Source organism: Corynebacterium lizhenjunii (assembly GCF_011038655.2).
GTDB lineage: Bacteria > Actinomycetota > Actinomycetes > Mycobacteriales > Mycobacteriaceae > Corynebacterium > Corynebacterium lizhenjunii.
Window position 1 is genome coordinate 668,456 of record NZ_CP064954.1, and the last position, 19,767, is coordinate 688,222.

Annotated in this window: 16 protein-coding genes and 1 tRNA gene; 7 read left to right on the plus strand and 10 right to left on the minus strand. The window is 61.4% G+C overall.

Annotated elements, in window-relative coordinates:
* Window positions 1–22 precede the first annotated feature (22 nt).
* From G7Y31_RS03150 to G7Y31_RS03160, 3 genes are read left to right on the plus strand one after another with little or no spacing between them, the layout of a single operon-like run.
* Window positions 23–1,135: a potassium channel family protein gene (locus G7Y31_RS03150; RefSeq protein ID WP_165008653.1), complete on the plus strand. Its 1,113-nt coding sequence runs from the start codon at window positions 23–25 to the stop codon at window positions 1,133–1,135.
* On the plus strand, window positions 1,135–1,854 hold the full coding sequence (locus tag G7Y31_RS03155; RefSeq protein ID WP_165008572.1) for an NAD(+) diphosphatase: 720 nt from the start codon (window positions 1,135–1,137) through the stop codon (window positions 1,852–1,854). The genes G7Y31_RS03150 and G7Y31_RS03155 overlap by 1 nt, the downstream gene beginning before the upstream one ends.
* The gene (locus G7Y31_RS03160; RefSeq protein ID WP_165008574.1) at window positions 1,844–3,931 is read left to right on the plus strand and encodes an ATP-dependent DNA helicase UvrD2; all 2,088 of its coding nucleotides are present in this window, start codon (window positions 1,844–1,846) and stop codon (window positions 3,929–3,931) included. Before G7Y31_RS03155 ends, G7Y31_RS03160 begins: the two co-directional genes overlap by 11 nt.
* Here the strand turns inward: G7Y31_RS03160 and G7Y31_RS03165 are convergent.
* Window positions 3,917–4,783, minus strand: coding sequence for a hypothetical protein (locus tag G7Y31_RS03165; RefSeq protein ID WP_165008576.1), 867 nt, complete (start codon window positions 4,781–4,783; stop codon window positions 3,917–3,919). The genes G7Y31_RS03160 and G7Y31_RS03165 overlap by 15 nt on opposite strands.
* 217 nt (window positions 4,784–5,000) lie before the next feature.
* Window positions 5,001–6,485 (minus strand): zinc-dependent metalloprotease, encoded by a 1,485-nt coding sequence (locus G7Y31_RS03170; protein ID WP_165008578.1) that lies wholly within the window; start codon window positions 6,483–6,485, stop codon window positions 5,001–5,003.
* 94 nt (window positions 6,486–6,579) lie between these two features.
* Here G7Y31_RS03170 and G7Y31_RS03175 point away from each other — a divergent pair, with 94 nt between their 5' ends.
* The gene (locus G7Y31_RS03175) at window positions 6,580–7,650 is read left to right on the plus strand and encodes a YlbL family protein (protein WP_165008580.1); all 1,071 of its coding nucleotides are present in this window, start codon (window positions 6,580–6,582) and stop codon (window positions 7,648–7,650) included.
* Window positions 7,651–7,727: 77 nt separating this feature from the next.
* On the opposite strand, the gene G7Y31_RS03180 is transcribed toward G7Y31_RS03175, so the two are convergent.
* Both G7Y31_RS03180 and G7Y31_RS03185 read right to left on the minus strand, forming a co-directional pair.
* The gene (locus tag G7Y31_RS03180) at window positions 7,728–8,426 is read right to left on the minus strand and encodes a beta-N-acetylglucosaminidase (protein ID WP_244977430.1); all 699 of its coding nucleotides are present in this window, start codon (window positions 8,424–8,426) and stop codon (window positions 7,728–7,730) included.
* 84 nt (window positions 8,427–8,510) lie between these two features.
* The gene (locus G7Y31_RS03185) at window positions 8,511–9,059 is read right to left on the minus strand and encodes a PPA1309 family protein (protein WP_165008582.1); all 549 of its coding nucleotides are present in this window, start codon (window positions 9,057–9,059) and stop codon (window positions 8,511–8,513) included.
* Between the two features lie 97 nt (window positions 9,060–9,156).
* On the opposite strand from G7Y31_RS03185, the gene G7Y31_RS03190 reads away from it, so the two are divergent.
* Both G7Y31_RS03190 and G7Y31_RS03195 read left to right on the plus strand, forming a co-directional pair.
* Window positions 9,157–12,174 carry a UPF0182 family protein gene (locus G7Y31_RS03190; RefSeq protein WP_196823610.1) on the plus strand — a complete coding sequence of 1,006 codons (3,018 nt, stop codon included), beginning with the start codon at window positions 9,157–9,159 and terminating at the stop codon, window positions 12,172–12,174.
* A 177-nt stretch (window positions 12,175–12,351) separates the two neighbouring features.
* A tRNA-Met gene (locus G7Y31_RS03195) sits at window positions 12,352–12,428 on the plus strand.
* A gap of 128 nt (window positions 12,429–12,556) precedes the next feature.
* On the opposite strand, the gene G7Y31_RS03200 is transcribed toward G7Y31_RS03195, so the two are convergent.
* The 4 genes from G7Y31_RS03200 to G7Y31_RS03215 form a co-directional block, all read right to left on the minus strand.
* The gene (locus G7Y31_RS03200) at window positions 12,557–13,393 is read right to left on the minus strand and encodes an alpha/beta fold hydrolase (RefSeq protein ID WP_165008586.1); all 837 of its coding nucleotides are present in this window, start codon (window positions 13,391–13,393) and stop codon (window positions 12,557–12,559) included.
* A 4-nt stretch (window positions 13,394–13,397) separates the two neighbouring features.
* Entirely contained in the window at window positions 13,398–14,408 is a 1,011-nt protein-coding gene (locus tag G7Y31_RS03205) for an NADP-dependent oxidoreductase (RefSeq protein ID WP_165008588.1), read from the minus strand.
* A 61-nt stretch (window positions 14,409–14,469) separates the two neighbouring features.
* Entirely contained in the window at window positions 14,470–14,886 is a 417-nt protein-coding gene (locus G7Y31_RS03210) for an Rrf2 family transcriptional regulator (RefSeq protein WP_165008590.1), read from the minus strand.
* 90 nt (window positions 14,887–14,976) lie between these two features.
* The gene (locus G7Y31_RS03215) at window positions 14,977–16,581 is read right to left on the minus strand and encodes an aspartate:alanine exchanger family transporter (RefSeq protein ID WP_165008592.1); all 1,605 of its coding nucleotides are present in this window, start codon (window positions 16,579–16,581) and stop codon (window positions 14,977–14,979) included.
* A 226-nt stretch (window positions 16,582–16,807) separates the two neighbouring features.
* Between G7Y31_RS03215 and G7Y31_RS03220 the strand changes: the two genes are divergently transcribed.
* The gene (locus G7Y31_RS03220) at window positions 16,808–18,010 is read left to right on the plus strand and encodes a S1 family peptidase (protein WP_165008594.1); all 1,203 of its coding nucleotides are present in this window, start codon (window positions 16,808–16,810) and stop codon (window positions 18,008–18,010) included.
* Between the two features lie 120 nt (window positions 18,011–18,130).
* Here the strand turns inward: G7Y31_RS03220 and hisN are convergent, their stop codons facing one another.
* A complete protein-coding gene (gene hisN / locus G7Y31_RS03225; RefSeq protein ID WP_165008596.1) occupies window positions 18,131–18,919 on the minus strand; it encodes a histidinol-phosphatase in 789 nt (262 codons plus the stop codon).
* Window positions 18,912–19,736: an inositol monophosphatase family protein gene (locus G7Y31_RS03230; protein WP_165008598.1), complete on the minus strand. Its 825-nt coding sequence runs from the start codon at window positions 19,734–19,736 to the stop codon at window positions 18,912–18,914. The genes hisN and G7Y31_RS03230 overlap by 8 nt, the downstream gene beginning before the upstream one ends.
* Window positions 19,737–19,767 lie beyond the last annotated feature (31 nt).

The following is a 19,767-nucleotide window of genomic DNA, read 5'->3' on the forward strand; positions in this document are numbered from 1 at the left end:
GCCGGTGAGCAAAGCACAGCGTATGAGCACGCGCCTGGCGCGCCACATCAAGTCAAACGTAGATCTGGGCACACTGCCAGACCACGGTTTGCTCGATGTCATCACGGTCCCGCGCTATCACGGGGCCAGCCCGTGGAAGGCGTTGTTCACGCGGTTGTTCTGGGCGTTTATGCTGCTGGTGGGCGTTACCTTGGTGGTTTACTTCGACCGGGAGGGCTACTCGGAGGATCTGTCGCTGCTCGATGCCGCGTATTATGCCTCGGTCTCTCTGACTACGGTGGGCTATGGCGACATTGTGCCGGTTACCCCAGAGGCTCGCTTTGTCAACTTGATCGTAGTGACCCCGGCCCGTCTGATCTTCCTGGTGTTGTTGGTGGGCACGGCACTGTCTGTGCTGACGGAAAAGACCCGGAAGACTGTTGAAATTCAGCGTTGGAGGAAGAACTTGAAGAACCACACCGTAGTCATTGGCTATGGCACCAAGGGCGCAGGTGCTGTGGCTGCGTTGCTGGCGGATGGGATTCCGGCCAACCAGATTGTGGTCATTGATAATAACCGCTCGGCATTGGCGAATGCGGAGCATCACGGCTTGGTCACCATCTATGGCTCCGGCACTAAGCAAGATGTGCTCAAAATTGCCGGGGTGCAGCACGCCGGGTCCATTGTGGTCACGCCTTCGACGGATGACACCGCGGTGCTGTGCACGCTGTCGGTGCGTGAGCTGGCGCCGAAGGCTAACGTGGTGGCGTCAGTGCGCGAGTCTGAAAACCGCCATTTGTTGCTGCAGTCGGGTGCGGACAACGTGGTGACCTCGGCGGAGACCGCAGGCCGCATGCTGGGCTTGGCTACGGTGACGCCGAATGTGGTGGAAATGATGGAGGACTTGCTCTCCCCGAACGAGGGCTTTTCGGTTGCTGAGCGCCCCGTGCGCGAGTTTGAGGTGGGCTCCAACCCGCGTCACTTGGCCGATATTGTGCTGGCGGTGCTCCGCAACAATGAGGTCCACCGGGTAGATACGGTGGATGCCGCCGCGCTGAAGCCGGGGGATCGTTTGCTGTATATCAAGCATGATTTGCCGCCGGTGTCTGAGGCCATGGATAAGCGCCGCCGGGATGACGATGAGGATGATGACTAGTGTTTTTGGCAGTCACTGAATCCGGCCGGGTACAGGTGGATGCCGCTGGCCAGCCTGCCTGGCGTGCCACCGCGCCCGCCCAGGGGACGGGGCTGCGGGTCAAGGTGGCTCCAGGGCGCTGGGCTGTGGAGGTGGCGCAGGCCCCAGGCGAGTTTGTCGATGCCTCCTCGTCTCCCACCATTGCCGGTGACCGGTTGGCTGCCCGCGCAGTGGGGTTGCTGCGCAATCGCAGGCTTTCGCGCTTTCATCCCGAAACGGGTGAGGCTTTGGAGTATAGCCAGGGAAATATCGTGGGCCGCGCTAGCAATGGGCGGGAGATTTTTCCGCGTTTGGATCCGGCTGTGATTGGGGTGGTCACCCATGGTGAGCACATTTTGCTGGGGCGGCATAGCTTGCGCCCTGATTACTACTCCTTGCCGGCCGGGTACGTCGATGTGGGGGAAACCCTAGAGCAGGCCTTTGCCCGTGAGGTGTGGGAGGAAACTGGGCGCCGGGTGGACTCTGTGCGCTACTGGGGTTCGCAGCCGTGGCCCTCTAGTGGCTCGCTGATGCTGGGCATGTGGGCTACCACGCAAGATGTGGAGGCGGTAGGCGAGTGCGATGGGGAGCTGGCGCAGGTGCGCTGGGCTAGCAGGGAAGAAGTCCGTCACTTGCCGCTGGCGGCACCAGGGTCTATTGCGTACAGGATGATTATGGAGTGGTTGAGTAATGACGCTTGATTTGAGCATGTTGGATGCGGACCAGCGGGCAGCGGCTCAGGCCCCGCGGGGGCCGGTGTGCATTCTTGCGGGGGCGGGCACGGGTAAGACGCGAACGATTACCTACCGGATTGCCAATCTGGTGGACCAAGGCTTGGTCAGCCCGCAGCGGGTACTGGCGGTGACGTATACCAACAGGGCAGCGGGGGAGATGCGGGATCGCTTGCACCATATGGGCATCGGCGGTGTACAGGCGCGAACGTTCCACTCTGCGGCGCTGCGGCAGCTGAAGTTCTTTTGGCCCCAGGTGGTGGGGGATTTGCCGTGGCGGCTGGAGACCAGGCGGTTTCCGCTGGTGGGGCGGGCGGTGCGCTCGGCAGGTTTGGATAACTCTACGGACATGGTGCGCGATGTGCTGGCAGAGATTGACTGGGCCAAGTCCTACCTCCTTTCACCAGATGGCTACCCGGAGGCAGTGGAGAAGCGGGGGCGCAAGGCCCCGGCGGATCCGGCCAAGGTGGCCCGGGCTTACCGGCACTATGAGGAGATGAAGTCACAGCCGGAAGGGATGTTGCTGGACTTTTCAGACGTGCTCATCCATGTTGCTGGCGCTATTGAAAACTCTGCGGGTGTCGCAGACCAGTTCCGGGCGCAGTACCGGACGTTTGTGGTAGACGAGTACCAGGACGTTACCCCGCTGCAGCAGCGAGTGCTTAGTGCGTGGTTGGGGCAGCGCGATGATTTGACGGTGGTTGGGGACGCCAACCAGACCATTTATTCCTTTACTGGTGCTAGCCCGGACTTTCTGCTGGACTTTAGCCGGACGTATCCTCAGGCCACGGTGGTCAAACTCCAGCGCGACTACCGCTCGACCCCGCAGATTACGGCGTTGGCTAATGAGGTCATTTCCCAAGCTGTAGGCCGCGCAGCCGGGACCCGCCTGGAGCTGGTGGGTATGCGGGAGAAAGGACCCGAGCCGCAATACCAGGCATATGACAGTGAACCGGCGGAAGCCCAGGCAGTGGCCGAGCAGATTCAGAAACTGTTGTCCCAGGGCGTGCGAGCTGCAGAGATAGCCATTTTGTACCGCACGAATGCGCAGTCGGTGGCGTTTGAAGAGGCCCTAAGTAACGCCGGGGTGGTTTACCAAGTTCGCGGTGGGGAAGGTTTCTTTGAGCGCACGGAGATCCGCCAGGGCGTGAGCGAGCTGGTCAAAGCCTCCCGGCGTACTGATCTTCCAGAAGACCCGGTGGCCATCGCACGTGCCGCCTTTGTGCCTTTGGGGCTAAGCTCCGAGGAACCGGATGGTGCGCAAGCGCGCGAGCGCTGGCAGTCGCTCAAGGCCTTGCTTGGCCTGGTGGAGCAGATTGTGGCAGATATCCCGGGGATCGATCTCCCCGGGGTGTGCGCAGAACTGGCGCTGCGCCAGGCCAATAAGCAGCCGCCCACGGTCGATGGCGTCACGCTGGCTTCCATGCACGCGGCCAAGGGCTTGGAATGGGACGCGGTGTTCTTGGTGGGCCTGCAGGAGGGTTCGGTGCCGATTTCTCACGCCATCCGCTCTGGTGAGGATGAGCAGATTGAAGAAGAACGCCGCCTGTTCTACGTGGGAGTAACCCGCGCCCGGGAGCACCTCTATTGCTCATGGACCCTGGCAAAGAACCCGGATTCTCACCCCAGCCGCAAACGCACCCGCTTCTTGGACGGCATAGTTCCAGACGTGGCCCCGGCGGCGGCAGGAGCGCGCATGCAGCGGGCGCGGCGCTGCCGGGTATGCCGCCTGCCCTTGGAAACTCCCCGGCAACGATCCTTGGGCAGGCACGAGGAGTGCGATGGCGGGATGAGCGAGGACATTTTTTCCGCACTACGCGTGTGGCGGTCTGAGCGCGCCCGCCATGACCAGGTCCCGCCGTACATCATCTTTACTGATGCCACTCTCATGGCCATTGCAGAGCAGCTGCCCCAAGACCAAGCGGAGCTGCTATCCATCAGCGGCATTGGCGAGGTCAAACTAGCCAACTACGGTGCGGAAGTCCTGCAGGTCCTGGCGCAGTTCAGCGAGCATGCCACTGGCAGGGGCGAGTCACAGGGGCGTTAGGTTGCCGGGGGCATCGGCAGTGTCAGCATTAAAGCACGCAGGGCAGCGCGGGTGGGGGTCGAAGAAGTGCTGCTGAGTGCGCCCGTGAACGTCAACGTCATCGGTGCGCCCCGGACTCCACAGCACCGGTAAGGCACCGGGAAGTGAGGGCCGACCCACCAGGGAGCGCACCGCGACCACGGTATGGGCAATCGCGGCTGCTCCCACGACTATGTCTGGCTCCGGGACAGGGCTTATCTGGTTGGTGACCTGGGCCCACAGGGGGTCTAATTCGGTGCGGTAGAGACCAAAACACAATGGGCAAGGGCCTTGTCCGTTGATGTGCGCCGGGCCCAGCAGCACCCGGGTGTCGAAGGCGGCGACCGGCAGCCAGGTGTGCGTGGTGCGGTGCAGCAAGGTGGATAGTTCTTCTACCTCGCTCCATTGATCCACCACCACCACAGGAATCTGCTTGCGCGCCAGAGCTAAAAAGGGCTGGAGTTGCGTGCCTCTGCGCGGCTGGTGCACGAGAAAGTCATCTGCGCGCAATGCCCCGGCCAATAGAGACGCCAATGGGCTGGAGCCCACGAGGAAGATGTGATCTCTGGGGGTCACGGGGACCCACACCCCGAAGCGGACGAGCTCTTCAAATAAACTGTCAGCTGCGGCTTTGCTCAACCCGGCGGATTCCAGCGCGTGGCTAAACTCCTCGGCGCGCAGAGGACCCACCAAGCCCTGCAGAATCTGCGCCACCAGCGGGGCAGGGGTGATTTCAATGATGCCCGCCCGGGTAGCATCCACACCACATTGGAGTGCGTGGAAGTCGCGCGGGTAAAACCCGACCCCTGGTGCTTGGGTATAGAACTCTTCCATGCGTGGCCTCCCCCGAAGAAGTGTGACTAAAGCGGCCAGCCCCGGCAATCCGGGGCCGCGATACCGCCGGTTGCTCCTATTTCAGCACAAGACAGGCGCGTTGTCACTCCTTTTTTAGCCCCAGTGGGGCTACCCGCTGCAGCTTGGCCTGCGTTATCATCCCGGAGGGCAGGGAGACTTGCTGCGGCCGGAGAGACTTGCTGCAGCGGGCAAGTGGTTAGTCCTGCTTATCGTTGGGGTCTGGGTCTTCGTCGTCTTCGTCCCGGCTATCGTCGGCAGTCTGAGCCTGGTCCTGTTCCTTGCTGGTGCCGTCTTGCTGGAGCAGCATCTGCTCGAGCTTGGCAAACTCCTCCTCGAAGTCATCCGTGGGGGCATCATCAAGAAGGCTGTCAATGAAGGCGGCCGGATTATCTAGGTGCTCAGCAGTGGGCAGGAAGTCCGGGTGCTCCCAGACGCTATCGCGGCGGGTGGCACCCACCGCGTTGGTGGAGCGGCGCCACAGTTCGGCAGCTTGGCCAACCTGCGGAGCGGAGATTTCTACGCTAACCACTTGGGCTAGGGCGTGCTCGGCGGAACCACCGGAGGCGGTGCGCCGCGCCCAGGCAGCGGCCATCGTGGTAGTGGACGGTAGGCGCTGCGATAGTGCGTTGTAGACCACCACGTCCACCCACCCTTCCACCAGGGCTAGCAGAGTTTCTAGGCGAGCGGTGGCGGCAGCATTATTAGAAGAAATGCGGGGGGTCAAATCCATCCCCTGCAGCTTATTCAACGCTTCCTGGATAGCTGCTGGATCTCCAGACTGTAGGTCTAGCTCCCGGGCGGCTTCCTCAATATGGGAGGTATCAATGCTCACGCCCAGGGCGTATTCCTCCACGGAGGAGACAATCCGCTCTACCAGCCACGGCACCTGGCTAAACAACCGCTGCCGGGCCGCCTCCCGCGCAGCCACATAAACCAGCACTTCTTGTGCAGGAACGTCTAAGTCTTTGGCTATGGCGGTGATGTTGTGCGGCAGCAGCGCGGTGGTACCAGCAGGGGAGACTGGAAGGCCAAAGTCGGCGCCGGTAAGTGCCTGCTGTGCCAGGCGGGCAAGGGCGCCGCCTACCTGCATGCCGGTGTTCATCCCGGAGAACTGTTGCATCATCGACGACATCGGGCCCATCATCTCCCGGGCCTCTTCCGGCAACGAGTCCAACTGGGCCTCGTTCAAATGTTGAGCCACGGGGGTGACCAGTCGCTGCCACTGGGGCAGCGTGGCCTCTAGCCAGTCAGCCGCATTCCACGCCTGAACCTCGGTAGAAGCTGCGGGCAACGAGGTAGCGTCATCCAACCACAGCTCCGCCAGACGCGTTGCCTCTTGTACCGCGTTGCGGTCCGCAGGGCTGACAGCCCCGGCGTTGCCCAGCTGCTGCATGGCTATGCGCTTAGCCAGGTCAAAGTTCACCGGCCCTGCGTTTTCCGGCGAGTTCATGGAAGAGCCCATGCCGGAGAGCATTTGTCCGAATTGATTGAGGATATCGCCTAAGCCGCCAGGGCCGCCTTGCCCGGACCCAGACCCGGATGCACCGGATCCCCCGGCGGGCCCGCCAATGTTAAACGCCCCAAAAGGCCCAAAGCCAAAGGCTCCAAAGGGGTTGTTATTGCGGCGGTCCTCGCCGTCATCATCATTGTTGGGAAAGTTAAATCCGAATCCGTTGCTCATGCTTAACCAATGTACCTGGGCTCACGCCAGCCCAACCACCCTGTTTAGGCGCCAAGTGCAACGCTGAAAGCGATCACGGGTAGGCTAGGCAACCGTGAATACAGCCCGCCACCGTCGCACGCGCACCCTGGCTTGGGGAGCGCTACCACTGCTCTTACTCACCGCGGCGCTGTCTGTAGACCACATTCCGCTTGCCGATGTCCCTTTGACGGTGCCCTATGCCGCAGAAGGCCCTGGCCCCACGGTGGACACCTTGGGAGAGGTAGAGGGCATCCCAGTGGTTGACGTGCGCGCCCCGGAGGTTGACACCCCGGCTGGTCAATTGCGCATGACGACGGTCTCCGTGCGCACCAATATGACCTTGCCGCAGCTTATCGGCCGCTGGCTGACTACGGATGACACCATTGTCCCTGCGGAGCAGATCTTCCCTAAAGGCGCGACCCGAGAAGAAATCGAAGAGGCCAACAAGGCGGCTTTTTCACAGTCAGAGTCAGCCGCAACAGTGGCCGCCATGGACTGGCTGCACCTTCCGGTCAAGACAGTTATCGCTGACGTCATCAAGGACTCCCCAGCCCAGGGGCATATCCGCCCAGACGATGTGTTGCTGCAAGTAGATGGCAAGCGCGTGGCCAAGCCGGGGCAAGCTCAAGAACTCATAGCGGCCCTCGCGCCGGGGGACCAGGTGGAGCTGCTGCTCGAGCGCGACGGCAAAGAGATCACCGTGCGCCCCACCCTTGGTGAAAACGAACACGACCCCGGAAAAGCGTTGCTGGGGGTCTATATGGCGGCCCACCCGGTGGATGACATTGAGGTTAGCTATAACCTCCAAGACGTCGGCGGACCTTCTGCGGGCATGATGTTTACCCTGGCTGTGATTGATAAGCTCACGCCGGGGGACCTTACTGGCGGCCACGTGGTGGCGGGCACCGGTACCATCGATCCGGACGGCACTGTGGGGCCCATCGGCGGCATTGTCCACAAGGCGCGCGCTGCTCGCGATGCCGGTACGGAGCTCTTTTTGAGCCCCAGCGACAATTGCGCGGAGGTGCTCAGCCGCGACACGGGCAACATGGTGGTTGCCGCAGTGGATACGCTGGATGATGCCGTCACGGCCATCGAGTCCTTTGCCAAAGGCGAAGAGGTACGCACCTGCGGCTCAGCCTAAACTGCTCAGCCTAGACTTCCGCCAGCCCGGCAACTCCCTTCCAGGCCTGCGCACTCCCGCCAGGCCGGGAAGCGCTGCTAGGGCAGCAGCTCCAGCTCGGTAATCTTCGCCTTCGGGTCTTCTTGGTCCGTAGAGATCATCTGCTGCATCACCAAACCCTCGGTGTTATCCACCACGGTCAAAACGGCAGTGGTGCCCAAGGTAGACCAGCCCACCAGGCGGTCACCGTCGTTGTAGAGCAGCCGGGAAGAGCTTAGTTCTTCTAGCACCTGCGTGGACTGGGCGGCTTTGGACTCAGAGTCGAAGAACTGGAACTGGCCCACCTTGTGCCCGGAGCAGTTGTAGGAGCCCTTCAGCCCGGCAGAATCGCAGGAGCTGAACTTCTCAAACAAACTACGCGGGGCCAGTGGGCTGAAGATTTCGTAGGCATCTGCCACGGACTCCGCCATGAACTCCCCGGGTGCTTCGCTGCTGCTTGCCTGCGCCGATGCCCCCTCAGACGTCTCTGCCGATGTCCCCGCCGCTGCCGGCTCGCTTTCGCTAGACGTAGCACTCGCGGAGCTTTCTGCGCTCGCACTCGTGGTGGCCTCAGTAGTAGAGGTCTGTGTGGCTGCCACGGTGGAGGTGGTGGTCACAGGCGCGGAAGAGGCGGTATCGGCAGACTCGGGCGCAGACTCGTCACTCCCGCAAGCAACCAGACCAACTGTGGCCACAGCAACGGTAGCTAGTGCCACACCGTGGCGGGCAGTTTTGAAGCGATGGGCATGACGGCGCACGGGGCCTCCTGAAAAACTTGATAGCAAACTTTTTATGGCGCTCTTGTACCGCAATGTGAACGACGTTGCGCAACTGCTCCCAGTTTAAACCAGCTGGTCCGGATCCTGCTCAAGGCCATAGCGCAGTGCTGCCAGCACCCCCGGCGCCACGCCAGGGCCGCCGCGCAATTCAATATCATCCTGAGCAAAGGGGCCGCGGGCCTCCAGTTCAGCCTCTGTGGGCCGCAACTGCAGCAAAGTCTGCTCCACGTCCTCTGGGCGCAATACGCCGCTAAAGAGCCGTGCCGGGCGGGGCTGCTGGGCCTCCGGACCAGTAGCGGAGGTATCCCGGAACAGGATTTCTTGGGCCAAGATGACCCCGGCTACCTGCGGCGGCCAGGCGAGGCGGGCCACATAGTCCGCCAGCTCCTCAGAACCGGGCTCCAGGTGCTCAGGAAGATTGTCTTGCACCACGAGGGACAAGGGGGCATCGGCAGACACAGCCTCTGGGTCCGGGAGGGAATCCAGCAGCAGCTCTGTGGGCACCAGCGCAAAAAGGGTAGGGGCGGCATCCCACCCTTCGGCGTGGACAAACTCCACAGCCTCGCGCATAGCGCGGTTTAAAGCAGGCTGGGTAAAGGCTGGGGAACTCATGGGCCTCCTCATGCGTTACAAAGAGTGGTACTTCCTGTCAGCGGGAAGTCTATATCGGATTAGTCCATCACATCACGAGCAACGATTGGAGCTGGCGTTGGCCACAGGATATCCCCAACCCGCTGCCCCTTTGAAACGCCCCCCGCGGGCACTGAGCTGGGCCGTTACCCTCATTGCGGTTCTGCTTTTCCTCGGCCCCATGGCCGTGGGCTTTTATACGGACTGGAAGTGGTTCGGTGCAATTGACTATCGCGGGGTATTTACCACCGTCATCGTGGCCCGCATAGTTATCTTCCTCATCGGGGCGCTGCTGGGTGGGCTTATCACCTGGGCTGCCGCATTCTTTGTGTGGCGCGGCCGCCCAGAGGAGCTGGACATGGGCGCCCTAGACTCGCCCATTCACGCCTACCGCAGCGCGATTGAAAGGTCGGTGCGCTCCTTCCTGGCCTTCGTGCCGCTGCTGGTGGGCTTGGCCACCGGTTTCTTGATGCAGGTAAACTGGCGGGCTTTCTTGCTGTTTATTAACTCCCAGGAATTCGGCGTCCAGGACGCCCAATTTGGGCAGGACCTGGGCTTTTACGCGTTCCAGCTGCCCGTGTTCAAGCTACTGGTCTCCACCTTGTCGCTATTGGTGATGTTGGCGTTCTTGCTGGCGCTGGCCGGGCACTACATGCTGGGCGGGATTCGTATTGGTTCGCGTGCGGCCGGGGTGCGGGGGACAGTAACCCCAGCCGCTCGCATGCAGCTGGCGATCACCGGTGGCCTGTGGATGTTGCTGCAGGTAGCTGGCTATTGGCTGGAGCGCTATGAGCTGCTCTACAAGCAGAACTCCATCTTCACGGGTGCTTCCTACACGGATCTCAACGCCTACTTGCCTGCCAAGATTATCCTTATGGTCATTGGCGTGGTGGTGGCCATTGCCTTCTTCATGGCGGTTGTGGTTAAGGACCTGCGTATCCCCGGCTTGGCCGTGGTGATGATGTTGGTGTCTTCCATCGTTATCGGTACGGCATGGCCGTTGCTGATGGAGCAGTTCTCCGTCAACCCCAACCGGCAGGCAAAGGAAGCGGAATCCATTGCGCGCAACATTGACGCCACCCGCTACGCCTATGGTCTCAGTGATGACAAGGTCACCTTCGTAGAGAACTGGGGTGCCGGAGGCGCAAAGGACGCCGATGTGGCAGCCGATGTTGCCACGATTTCCAACCTGCGCCTGCTGGACCCGGACATTCTGGGGGAGACCTTCACGCAGATGCAGCAGCTGCGTAACTTCTATGGCTTCCCGGACACGCTGGCCATGGACCGCTACGAAATCGACGGGGAGACCCGCGACTTCGTGGTGGCCGCCCGTGAGCTGGACCCGAATGCCCTCAGTGAGAACCAGCGTGACTGGATTAACCGCCACACGGTCTACACCCACGGCAACGGGTTTATTGCGGCAGAGGCCAATAAGGTCGATGAGGTTGCCCGTGACGCAGGTTCCACCCGCGGTGGCTACCCGGTCTTTACGGTCTCCGATCTGCAGACCCAGGCCGGCAAGACCGAAGGTGAAGGCGAGACCCAAGATGCCGAGGAGTCCCTGGGCATCAAGGTGGAGCAGCCGCGCACTTATTATGGTCCGGTGATCGCCTCTTCGACCGATGGCCGCGACTACGCCATTGTGGGCAAGACCGGGGACCGCCCGGTGGAGTACGACACCGACCAGTCCACCTACACCTATGACGGTGAGGGCGGCGTGTCCATTGGCAACTATGTGGATCGCGCTGCCTACGCCCTGAAGTACCGGGAGATGAACTTCCTGCTGTCGGATCGCGTGGGATCGGAATCGAAGATCCTCTACGACCGCGACCCGCGCGAGCGCGTGGAGCAGGTGGCCCCGTGGCTGACCACGGACTCCAAGACCTACCCGGCGGTAATCGATGGCCGCATCAAGTGGATCGTGGATGGCTACACCACGTTGTCTGCCCTGCCTTATGCGCAGCAGGCCCTCTTGCGGGAGACCACCCAGGACGCGCTGAACCCAGATGGCACCAACCAGCGCCTGTTCAATGACCGCGTGGGCTACATCCGCAATTCCGTGAAGGCGACGGTGGACGCCTACGACGGCACTGTGACCCTCTACGAGTTCGATACGCAAGACCCGGTGCTCAAGGCATGGCAGGGCGTGTTCCCGGACGTGGTCAAGCCACGCTCTGAGATTTCTGAGGAACTGCACAGTCACCTGCGCTACCCGGAGGACATGTTCAAGGTCCAGCGCGACATGCTGGCTCGCTATCATGTCGATGACCCGGGCGTGTTCTTTAACAATGACGCCTTCTGGTCCGTCCCGGAGGACCCCAACGCCAGGGAGGGCTCGCAGGCCCTCAACCAGCCGCCGTACTACGTCATGGCTGCGGACCCGGAGACGGGGGAGCCTTCCTTCCAGCTGATTTCCACCTTCCGTGGTCTCAAGCGCGAGTATCTTTCCGCTCACATGTCGGTCTCTTCTGATCCGGAGACCTATGGCCAGATGACCGTCCGCGTGCTTCCAACCAACACCCAGACCCTGGGCCCGAAGCAGGCGCAGGATGCCATGATGTCTTCTGACCAGGTCGCTCGCGACCGCTCTCTTTGGGAGTCCACCAACTTGCTGCAAAACGGCAATTTGTTGGCGCTGCCGGTAGGCGGCGGGGAGATTCTCTACTTGGAGCCGATTTACTCCAAGCGCAAGGGCCAGGAGTCTGCGTTCCCGAAGATGCTGCGCGTGCTGGTGTCCTACAAGGGCTCCATCGGCTATGCCCCAACCATCTCGGAGGCTTTGGAGCAGGTGGGCATTGACCCGAAGGCAGCCCAGGATATTGAGGAAGTTTCTGGCGATGGTGCCAAGGCAGACTCTCAGTCTGCTGATGCCGCTGCGTCCGCCGACTCCAAGGATGACGCCAAGCCTGCCGATGCCGCCCGGGATTCCCGTCCTGCCTCCGCTCCGGCGTCAACTGATGCGGGCCAGGCGATTAGCGCCATCAATGATGCACTCAAGGGTCTGGAAGATGCCCGCGATGGTTCCCATGAGGAGTACGGTCGCGCGCTCGATGCCTTGGACAAGGCCGTTGCCGAATACCAGCGCCTAAATAACTAGGCGGGCCTCACCCCGGCTTGCGATCCGGCCCTGCCCACCGGGCAGGGCCTTTCTCGTTGGCGACTAATGTTGCTGACCTGGCGATTTTGCTTCAGTTGTCGCGCTATGTATAGTTATACGAGTCGCCAGCAAGGCCGCAAGGGCTTGTGAAGCGTAGGATGATGGAAGTCATCTCGACGCGGGGTGGAGCAGCTCGGTAGCTCGCTGGGCTCATAACCCAGAGGTCGTAGGTTCGAATCCTGCCCCCGCTACCAACTTCCAACAGAACCCGGTTCTCTCCTAGGAAAGAACCGGGTTCTGTGCGTTACCACCCGTCGCGGTGTCCGGTCTCAAGGCCCCAAGGCCCCGAGAGTTATTCGGCCGGTAGACCGGTAGATCGGGGTTAAGAGGCCAAGAACTTGTGTGCCTCGGCGGCAAACTGCTCAGCGTTTTGGAAGATGGACCCATGTCCAGAGTCTGGGTAAATGACCAGGATGCTACCGGGTATCAGCTCGTGCATCCGGTGGGAGTTTTCTGTCGGAACCTGGAGGTCATTGTCACCGTTGACGATCAGGGTTGGGTGAGAAATGTGACTGAGGTTGTCTTGGGGTTGTTGTGACCAGCGCTTGATAGCGCGAAGTTGGGTGATGAACTGTGATACCCGCATCGGGCGGTCAGCATGGGCGGGGTCACGCTGAGCCATGCGGTCTAGTACCGCCTTTGCCGCGCGACCACCAGCGGGGTCATGGTTGTAGAAGATAAAACGCTTGGGGTCTACTCGGTGCAGGGCTGCTTTGGCCATGAACGTGAAGGTTTTACGAGTGACCTGGTCAAGACCGTGCCCGCCCCGGGGTCCCGTGCCCGCCAGGATCAGTCGGTGTACCAAGGCGGGGTCGGCGCGCACGATCTCCTGGGCGACCATTCCACCCATGGATAGCCCTAGTAGGTTGATTTTTGTGTGGCCAAGCTTGCGGATGATGGTGATCGCTTGGCGGGCCATGAGGGGGATGGTCGCCCCCACGGATCCTTCGCTGGCTCCAACGCCAGGCAGGTCGATGACGATCACGTGGTGGGTAGCAGCGAGCAGGTCCATGAGTTTGGGGTCCCATTGGTCCAAGGTGGCGGCCAAGTGGGTAAGCATGACTAAAGGTGGGCCGGCATGTTCGGCGCCTAGTTCCCGGTAGGCAATGCGCTGACCGTCGACGGTGACAAAAGAATTCGGTAGTGCGATATAGGACATGGACTTAGAGTTCCTTTGCAATGGTCAAGACGGTCTTGCCTTTGGAGCGGCCATTGGCCACCTTGTCGAGGGCCTGGTTTACCTCGTCGAGGCTAAAGACGGCGTCGATGGCGGGGGTGATGCCGTCCTTAACCAGTAGGTCGGCAGCGTGCTGGAGTTGGGCACCGTTGGACTCAACAAAGAGGAAGTCGTACCTGACGTTGTGGCGGGCGGCTAAGCGGTCTAGCTTCCTACCGGCTAGGCTGAAGAGGAGTTGTTTGAACTTGGAAAGGCCCATGCGCTTGGCAAAGGCACCATTTGGCAAAGCACGTAGAGACACCATGTGACCACCGGGCTTTAGGATGCCCATCTGGCGCACTGTTTCCTCACCGCCCAGGCTGTCTAGGACATAGTCCACGCCGTGCAATAGCTCGGCGTAATCCTCGGTGCGGTAATCAAGGTAGCGATCAGCTCCAAGGGCCAATACGCGCTCCCGGTTGCTGGCAGAGCCATTGGTGATGACATTAAGCCCCTGGGCTTTAGCTAGCGGGATCGCCATAGCTCCTAGACCGCCACTGCCGCCGGAGATAAAAATCGTTTCCCCGGCAGCAGGTGCCATTAGCGCTAGGGACTGTACGGCAGTTAGTGCCGTAAGCGGTATGGCTGCGGCTTCGATGTCGCTGTAGCGGGCCGGAACCTTGGCTAATGCGTCGAGGTCGACTGCGATGTACTCAGCGAAGGCACCAATGCTATCTAGTGGTAGGCGGGCAAATACGCGCTCACCAACCTCGAATTGGGCAGACGGGGAATGTAGTTCCTCGATGGTGCCTACTACCTCATTACCGGCGATAAGGGGGAGTGAATATGGGGTGATGAGTTTGACTTCGCCGCGAGAAATCATGTTGTCCAGTGGATTGACTCCAGCGGCGTGCACGCGCACCAGAGCCTGGCCAGGACCTGCAACCGGCTGGGGTGCCTCGCGCAGTGTCAGCTCGATGTTCTTCTTGTCGTATGCAAGTAATTGTGCAGATTTCATGGATATGTCCTTTCGATGGAGGGGACGGTGAGTAGTGGCCAGCGGGGCCTGGCCCTGGTGGTTAGCCGCGGGCGGCATCGTAAAGCTCAGCAATGAAGTCCCGGAGGGTTCGGCTTCCCAAAGCTTGCTCTAAGTCTTGTTCTATGCGGGTGAAGGTGGGGGCGAGGACCTGGCCGATGTGCTTTCCCACCGGACACTCGGGGTTTGGGTCGGTGTGTGCAGCAAAGAGCTGCTTGTCGGGGTAAACGGCTGAGTAGATGTCTGCCAAGGTGATGGCGGTGGTGGGTTTGAGCAGGATAAACCCTGCTTTTCCTTGTTGGCTGTCGATGAGTCTGGCTTGCTTGAGTAAGCCAGCCAGTTTGCGGGTGTGGCTGGCATTTGTCCCAATGCTGCTAGCTAGTGCCTGTGAACTGGCGACGCGGTCGGTCTCTGCGATAAAGACCAGCATGTGGATGGCTTGGGCGAACTTGGTGTCCATGCAACTCCCTACTTGTATCTACTCAAGGTACAAGTGTAGCCGAAGGGCGCTCGAGAGAAAACTCAAGAGTAAAAAAGGAGTATGCCCGGTCTACCCCAGGAGGGTTATGGCATGCGTGATGAGGATTTTGGCAATCATGGCAGCGGGGTAGACCATGGCATAGCCCAGGCTCACGCGCGGATCGGAATTGGTGCGGGTGTTGGCGAAGGCCAACACGGCCGGTTGGGTCTGGGCGCCGGCGAGCACCCCGGCGGTTTTGGTGGCACCCATGCGCAGCGCACGCCGCATGGTCACGGCAACCCCAACGGCCACGATGGTGGTCACAATTGCGCCCAGCAGCAGAATCTTCACCCAGGCCCCGCCGGTAAACGCCCCGGCGATCTGGCCACCGGCATTGGTCCCGGCCTGGGCGAGGAAAAGCAGCAGGCCGAACTCCGCCAGCACAGTATTAGCGGAATGCGGCAGGGCCGTTATCAACGAGCCCACGCGGCCCAGCCGGCCCATGACCAGTGCTACCAGCAGCACGCCTGCGGCGGCACCCAAAGTAAAGGAGCTGCCGCCGGGTAGGGGAACTGGCACATGGCCCAGGAAGTAGCCCAGAGCCAGGCCCAGGCCCAGACCGATGGGATTGATATCCGTTAGCCCCTTGGCGGAGTCCCCCAAGTAGGTCGAGATCTCCTCAAAGGCAGCCGCTGGGCCCACCACGCGGACCCTATCGCCAAGCTCGACCATCAAATCCGGCATGGCCACCTGGTCTTCGTCCGCGCGGCGAATACGCGAGATCCGCGCGCCCCAGCGCGTGGACAACTCATTATTCAGCTGCGCTACCGTCATGCCCGCCAACGCGTGCTCAGAGACCGTAATGCGCCGAAAGTCCAGTTCATGCCGGTCATCGCTCAAAATTTGTGGGGACTCCCGCCCGGCTGTGCGCGTAATGAGGTTAAGATATTCTGGCGAACCCACCACGGTGATAACATCCCCAGGCTCCAGGTGGTCCAGATACTTCGGAATAACAATCTCGTTGTGCCCTACGCGCCGCAGCCGCGTGACTTGGACTTCACTATCGCCCAGACTCAACAGTTGCGCAATGGAAATGCCTTCGGCACGGGTGACCTGGATATGCACCGTGGTCACCTCGGCCGTGGTGTCGTCATCCTCACCGGCGCTGCGCAGCACCCAGGTGGTTGCCACTAGCATGCCGATGACCCCGAAAAGGTAGGCCACCGCATAGCCAACGGTGGCAGGGCCGGCCTGGCCGGTGGCATCGGCAGCCGCAGCCAAAGCGGGAGTATTGGTTACTGCACCCGCAAAGGTACCGGCAATAACGGCAATGTCTAGCCCGAAGGCCCAAGTCCCCAGCGCCCACGCGGCTGCGGCGGCCAGCGCAAACACCCCCAGCATGGAAAGCACTGGCCATGTGGCGGTGCGTAGTGACTGGAAAAAGGTCACGCCAGAGTTGTTGCCAATACCGAAGGCAAAAAGTACTAAGCCCAAAGTGCCCAGCAGGGGCGGCAAGGTGGCATCAACCCCCAGGGCGGCAGCCCAGGCGGAGACCGCTATGCCCAGGAAGAGGACGGCGGCAGCCCCCATGCTGATGGAACGCACCCGGATACTTCCCAGCGCCATGCCGGCGCCGAAGATGAGACAGACCAGCAAGATGGGTTGGGCGGATAGGTAAGCCGCTACGGTGCTCATCGCGAAAGGGCCTCACAACCAAAAAGTAGGGATAACAGCGGCATAAGTCTAGCGCCCGCAGGCGCTAGAGGCCTGTTGCCAGCCAACGGGGGTACCCGGAGTCTGGACAAAAGATAACGGCTTGGACACGATTGCCAAAGTAATGCCTATAAACGGTGGCTAACGTGCGATGATAGACGGGTTCCTATCCGGTTTTTCTATTAAGAAGTGTGAAAGAGGGCAACATATGCTTCGTATGTCGCGCCTAAAGAAGGTCTTAGTGGGTTCGGCCTTCGCAGGTGCGTTTCTTTTTGCGGCTCCGGCCGCAGGCGCTGATGAGCTCCCAGCGCCAGTCATTGATTCCGCGGGGTTTTTAAATGGGGTGCGGGCAGACTTGGCCAAGCTCGGCGTGGCCACTGCTCCGGTGGACCAGGCGGTCACCGAAGGTATCGACCAGGCTCTGGGCGCTGCCGCGCACCGCGTGGCTCAGGCCACCGGCATAATTGCTGAGCCGATAACTCCCGCACAGCCAGCGGCCCCCGCCAACTCCGTCACCCCGGCCAACTCCGCCACCCCGGCTGCTGCCCAGGCGGACTACCAGACCGCACCGGGCCAGCAGGGCCACCCCGGCCAACCGCTGACCAACCCGGAACCGTTGGGTCTGGCCCAGCTGGAGCGGGCCACGCAGCCGGACTTCAAGCCGCAGGTTGCAGACCCGAACTACGTGTTCAAAAATGATCTGTTCTCCAAGATTGCTGCGGGCAAGCCCATGGCAGATTTTGTGCTGCACCGGGTGCCGGGATCCTACTTTGATGCCCCGCGGATTCCGGAGGAATCCAATCAGGCATTGGGCCGCGGCAACTCCCTGTATGGTCCGGGTACCCCGATCTATGTGGGGCAAAACTCCATGTGCACGCTGACTGCGGCTGGCTATGATAATGCTGGCAATAAGGTCGGACTGACTGCTGGCCACTGCGCCGAGCCAGGCGAGCAGGTACTTTCTGCTGACTCTTGGCAGGTTGGCCCCACGGGCACCGTGGTGGATAAGAACGCCTACCTGGATTATGCCGTTATTCAGTTCAACGACAAGGCAGAGATCAGCAACTCCTACAACGGGGTTACCGCGCACGCCGTGGGCGGTACCGCCCGCCCGGGTGATGTTGCCTGCAAGCACGGTGTGGCTACTGGCACCACCTGCGGCATGGTTTACACCCAGGGTTCTGAAAAGCAGTTCAACCAGGTCTGCGCCATGATGGGTGACTCTGGTGCGCCGCTGATGAAGAATGGTGCCGTCATTGGCGCTATTTCCGGCGGCGTGGGCCCGATTTCCTGCCGTACCCCCTGGCAGGGTGCCCTGCATGTGCCTTCGACGGCAACCACCATGGATTCCATCGTGGCTGATTTGAACCGTCGTGGTGGGGTGGGGGCAGGTTTCCGCCTGCAGCCCTAACTGCTCCCTTCCTAGTCTGCCGATGCCGCTGGTGCCCAGGTACCAGCGGCCGCAGCATTTTTCCCTCCCGCAGGTGGGGCACCCTAGCCCGAGCCTGCCGCGTTCGCCCTCTGGGGTGGTCTAGGAGGTGGACTTAAGGTGCTCGAGCACGCTCGCGTGCAACGCACCATTGGTGGCAATGGCGGAACCGCCGTGGGGGCCCGGCTCACCGGCCCGGTTAGTAAAGGTACCGCCGGCCTCTTGGACCAGCAGGCACGGAGCAGCGAGGTCCCACAGGGAGACCTCAGGTTCGACGGCGACGTCTACTGCGCCTTCAGCCAGCAAGCAGTAGTTCCAGAAGTCACCATAGCCGCGCAGGCGCCAGGCGGAGTCTGTAAGAGCAATGAGCTGCTCGCGCACACCGGCTTCCGCCCAGCCGGACAGGGAGCTGATGGCCACGGAGGCATCGGCAAGCTGGGAGACTGCAGAAACCCGCAGGCGGCGGCGTTCCCCACCAAAAACGCGGAAGGCACCGGAGCCCTCGCAGGCAAACCAGCGGCGGCGCAGCGCGGGGGCAGAAATCACGCACACGATGGGCTTGCCGTCCTCGAGGAGGGCAATGAGGGTGGCCCATACCGGCACGCCGCGGACGAAGTTCTTGGTGCCGTCAATGGGGTCGATGACCCACTGGCGGCCCTGCAGGGAAAGCTCACCGCCAAATTCCTCGCCCAGGATCTGATCCTGCGGGCGGGCCTTAGCTAGCTCGGCGCGCAGGAGCTTCTCGCAGGCTAAATCCGCATCTGAGACCGGGGTCATGTCCGGTTTTTCCTTGACGTTGAGGTCTGCAGCCTCAAAGCGGGACATGGTCAGCTGGTCTGCTAGACCGGCTAACTCCAGCGCTACTCCGAGGTCTTCTTTGTGCTTACCCACGCAGGGCCTCCTCCATTTCTTCTACTACAGCGGCGTTTCCAGCAAGGGACCATTCCACGCCGCCTGCCGTTACCCTACGCGCAACCCCGCCGTTTGCTTCAATTAGCGCCTTGCCAGGCAGCCAATCCCACTCCGCAACGCTGTGTTGCATCCATGCACCCCAGGTGCCGTCGGCAACGCTGGCCAAGTCAATGGAGCCCGCCCCTAACATGCGCACGGTGGCAAAGCGGGAAGCTACCCGTTGCCAAGCACCCGCAATGTTGGCATCCGCAACACTGGTGGGGTGCAAGTATGTGGCCAAGGATAGCTGGGCGCTGGTCCCGGATTGCATGCTCACCTCCTGGCCATCGCGGGTGGTGGGCAAGTCTTTCCCTCCGCACCAGGTATAGCCCATGGCGGGCCGGTGGACGGCACCGAGGAGGACCCCGGAGGTATCGGAAAGCGACAGGGCGCAGCACCAATAATCGCAACCCGAGGCAAAATTGTAGGTGCCATCAACGGGGTCAATGTGCCACACGCGACCCGAGCTGGACTTCCGGGCTGTGCCTTCTTCGCCCACGATCCCGTCTTCCGGGCGCACCGCCGCGAGCACATCGGCCACAAATTGCTCAGCTGCGCGGTCGGCATCCGTGACCACATCGGAGACCGAAGACTTCTTCTCCACGCTTAGCCCCTGCTCCCGCAGGCGCCAGGCCCAGCGGCCGGCGTTATAGACCAGGGCTTGGGCCAGGTGCGCATCAGTATCATCGGCATGGGCGACGATGAAGGTCTTTGTTAAAGCGGCAGTCATCTCTGATAAAGAGGGCTGTGTAGTCATGGCTCCAATTGTGGCCCTTAAAGTAGGGAAG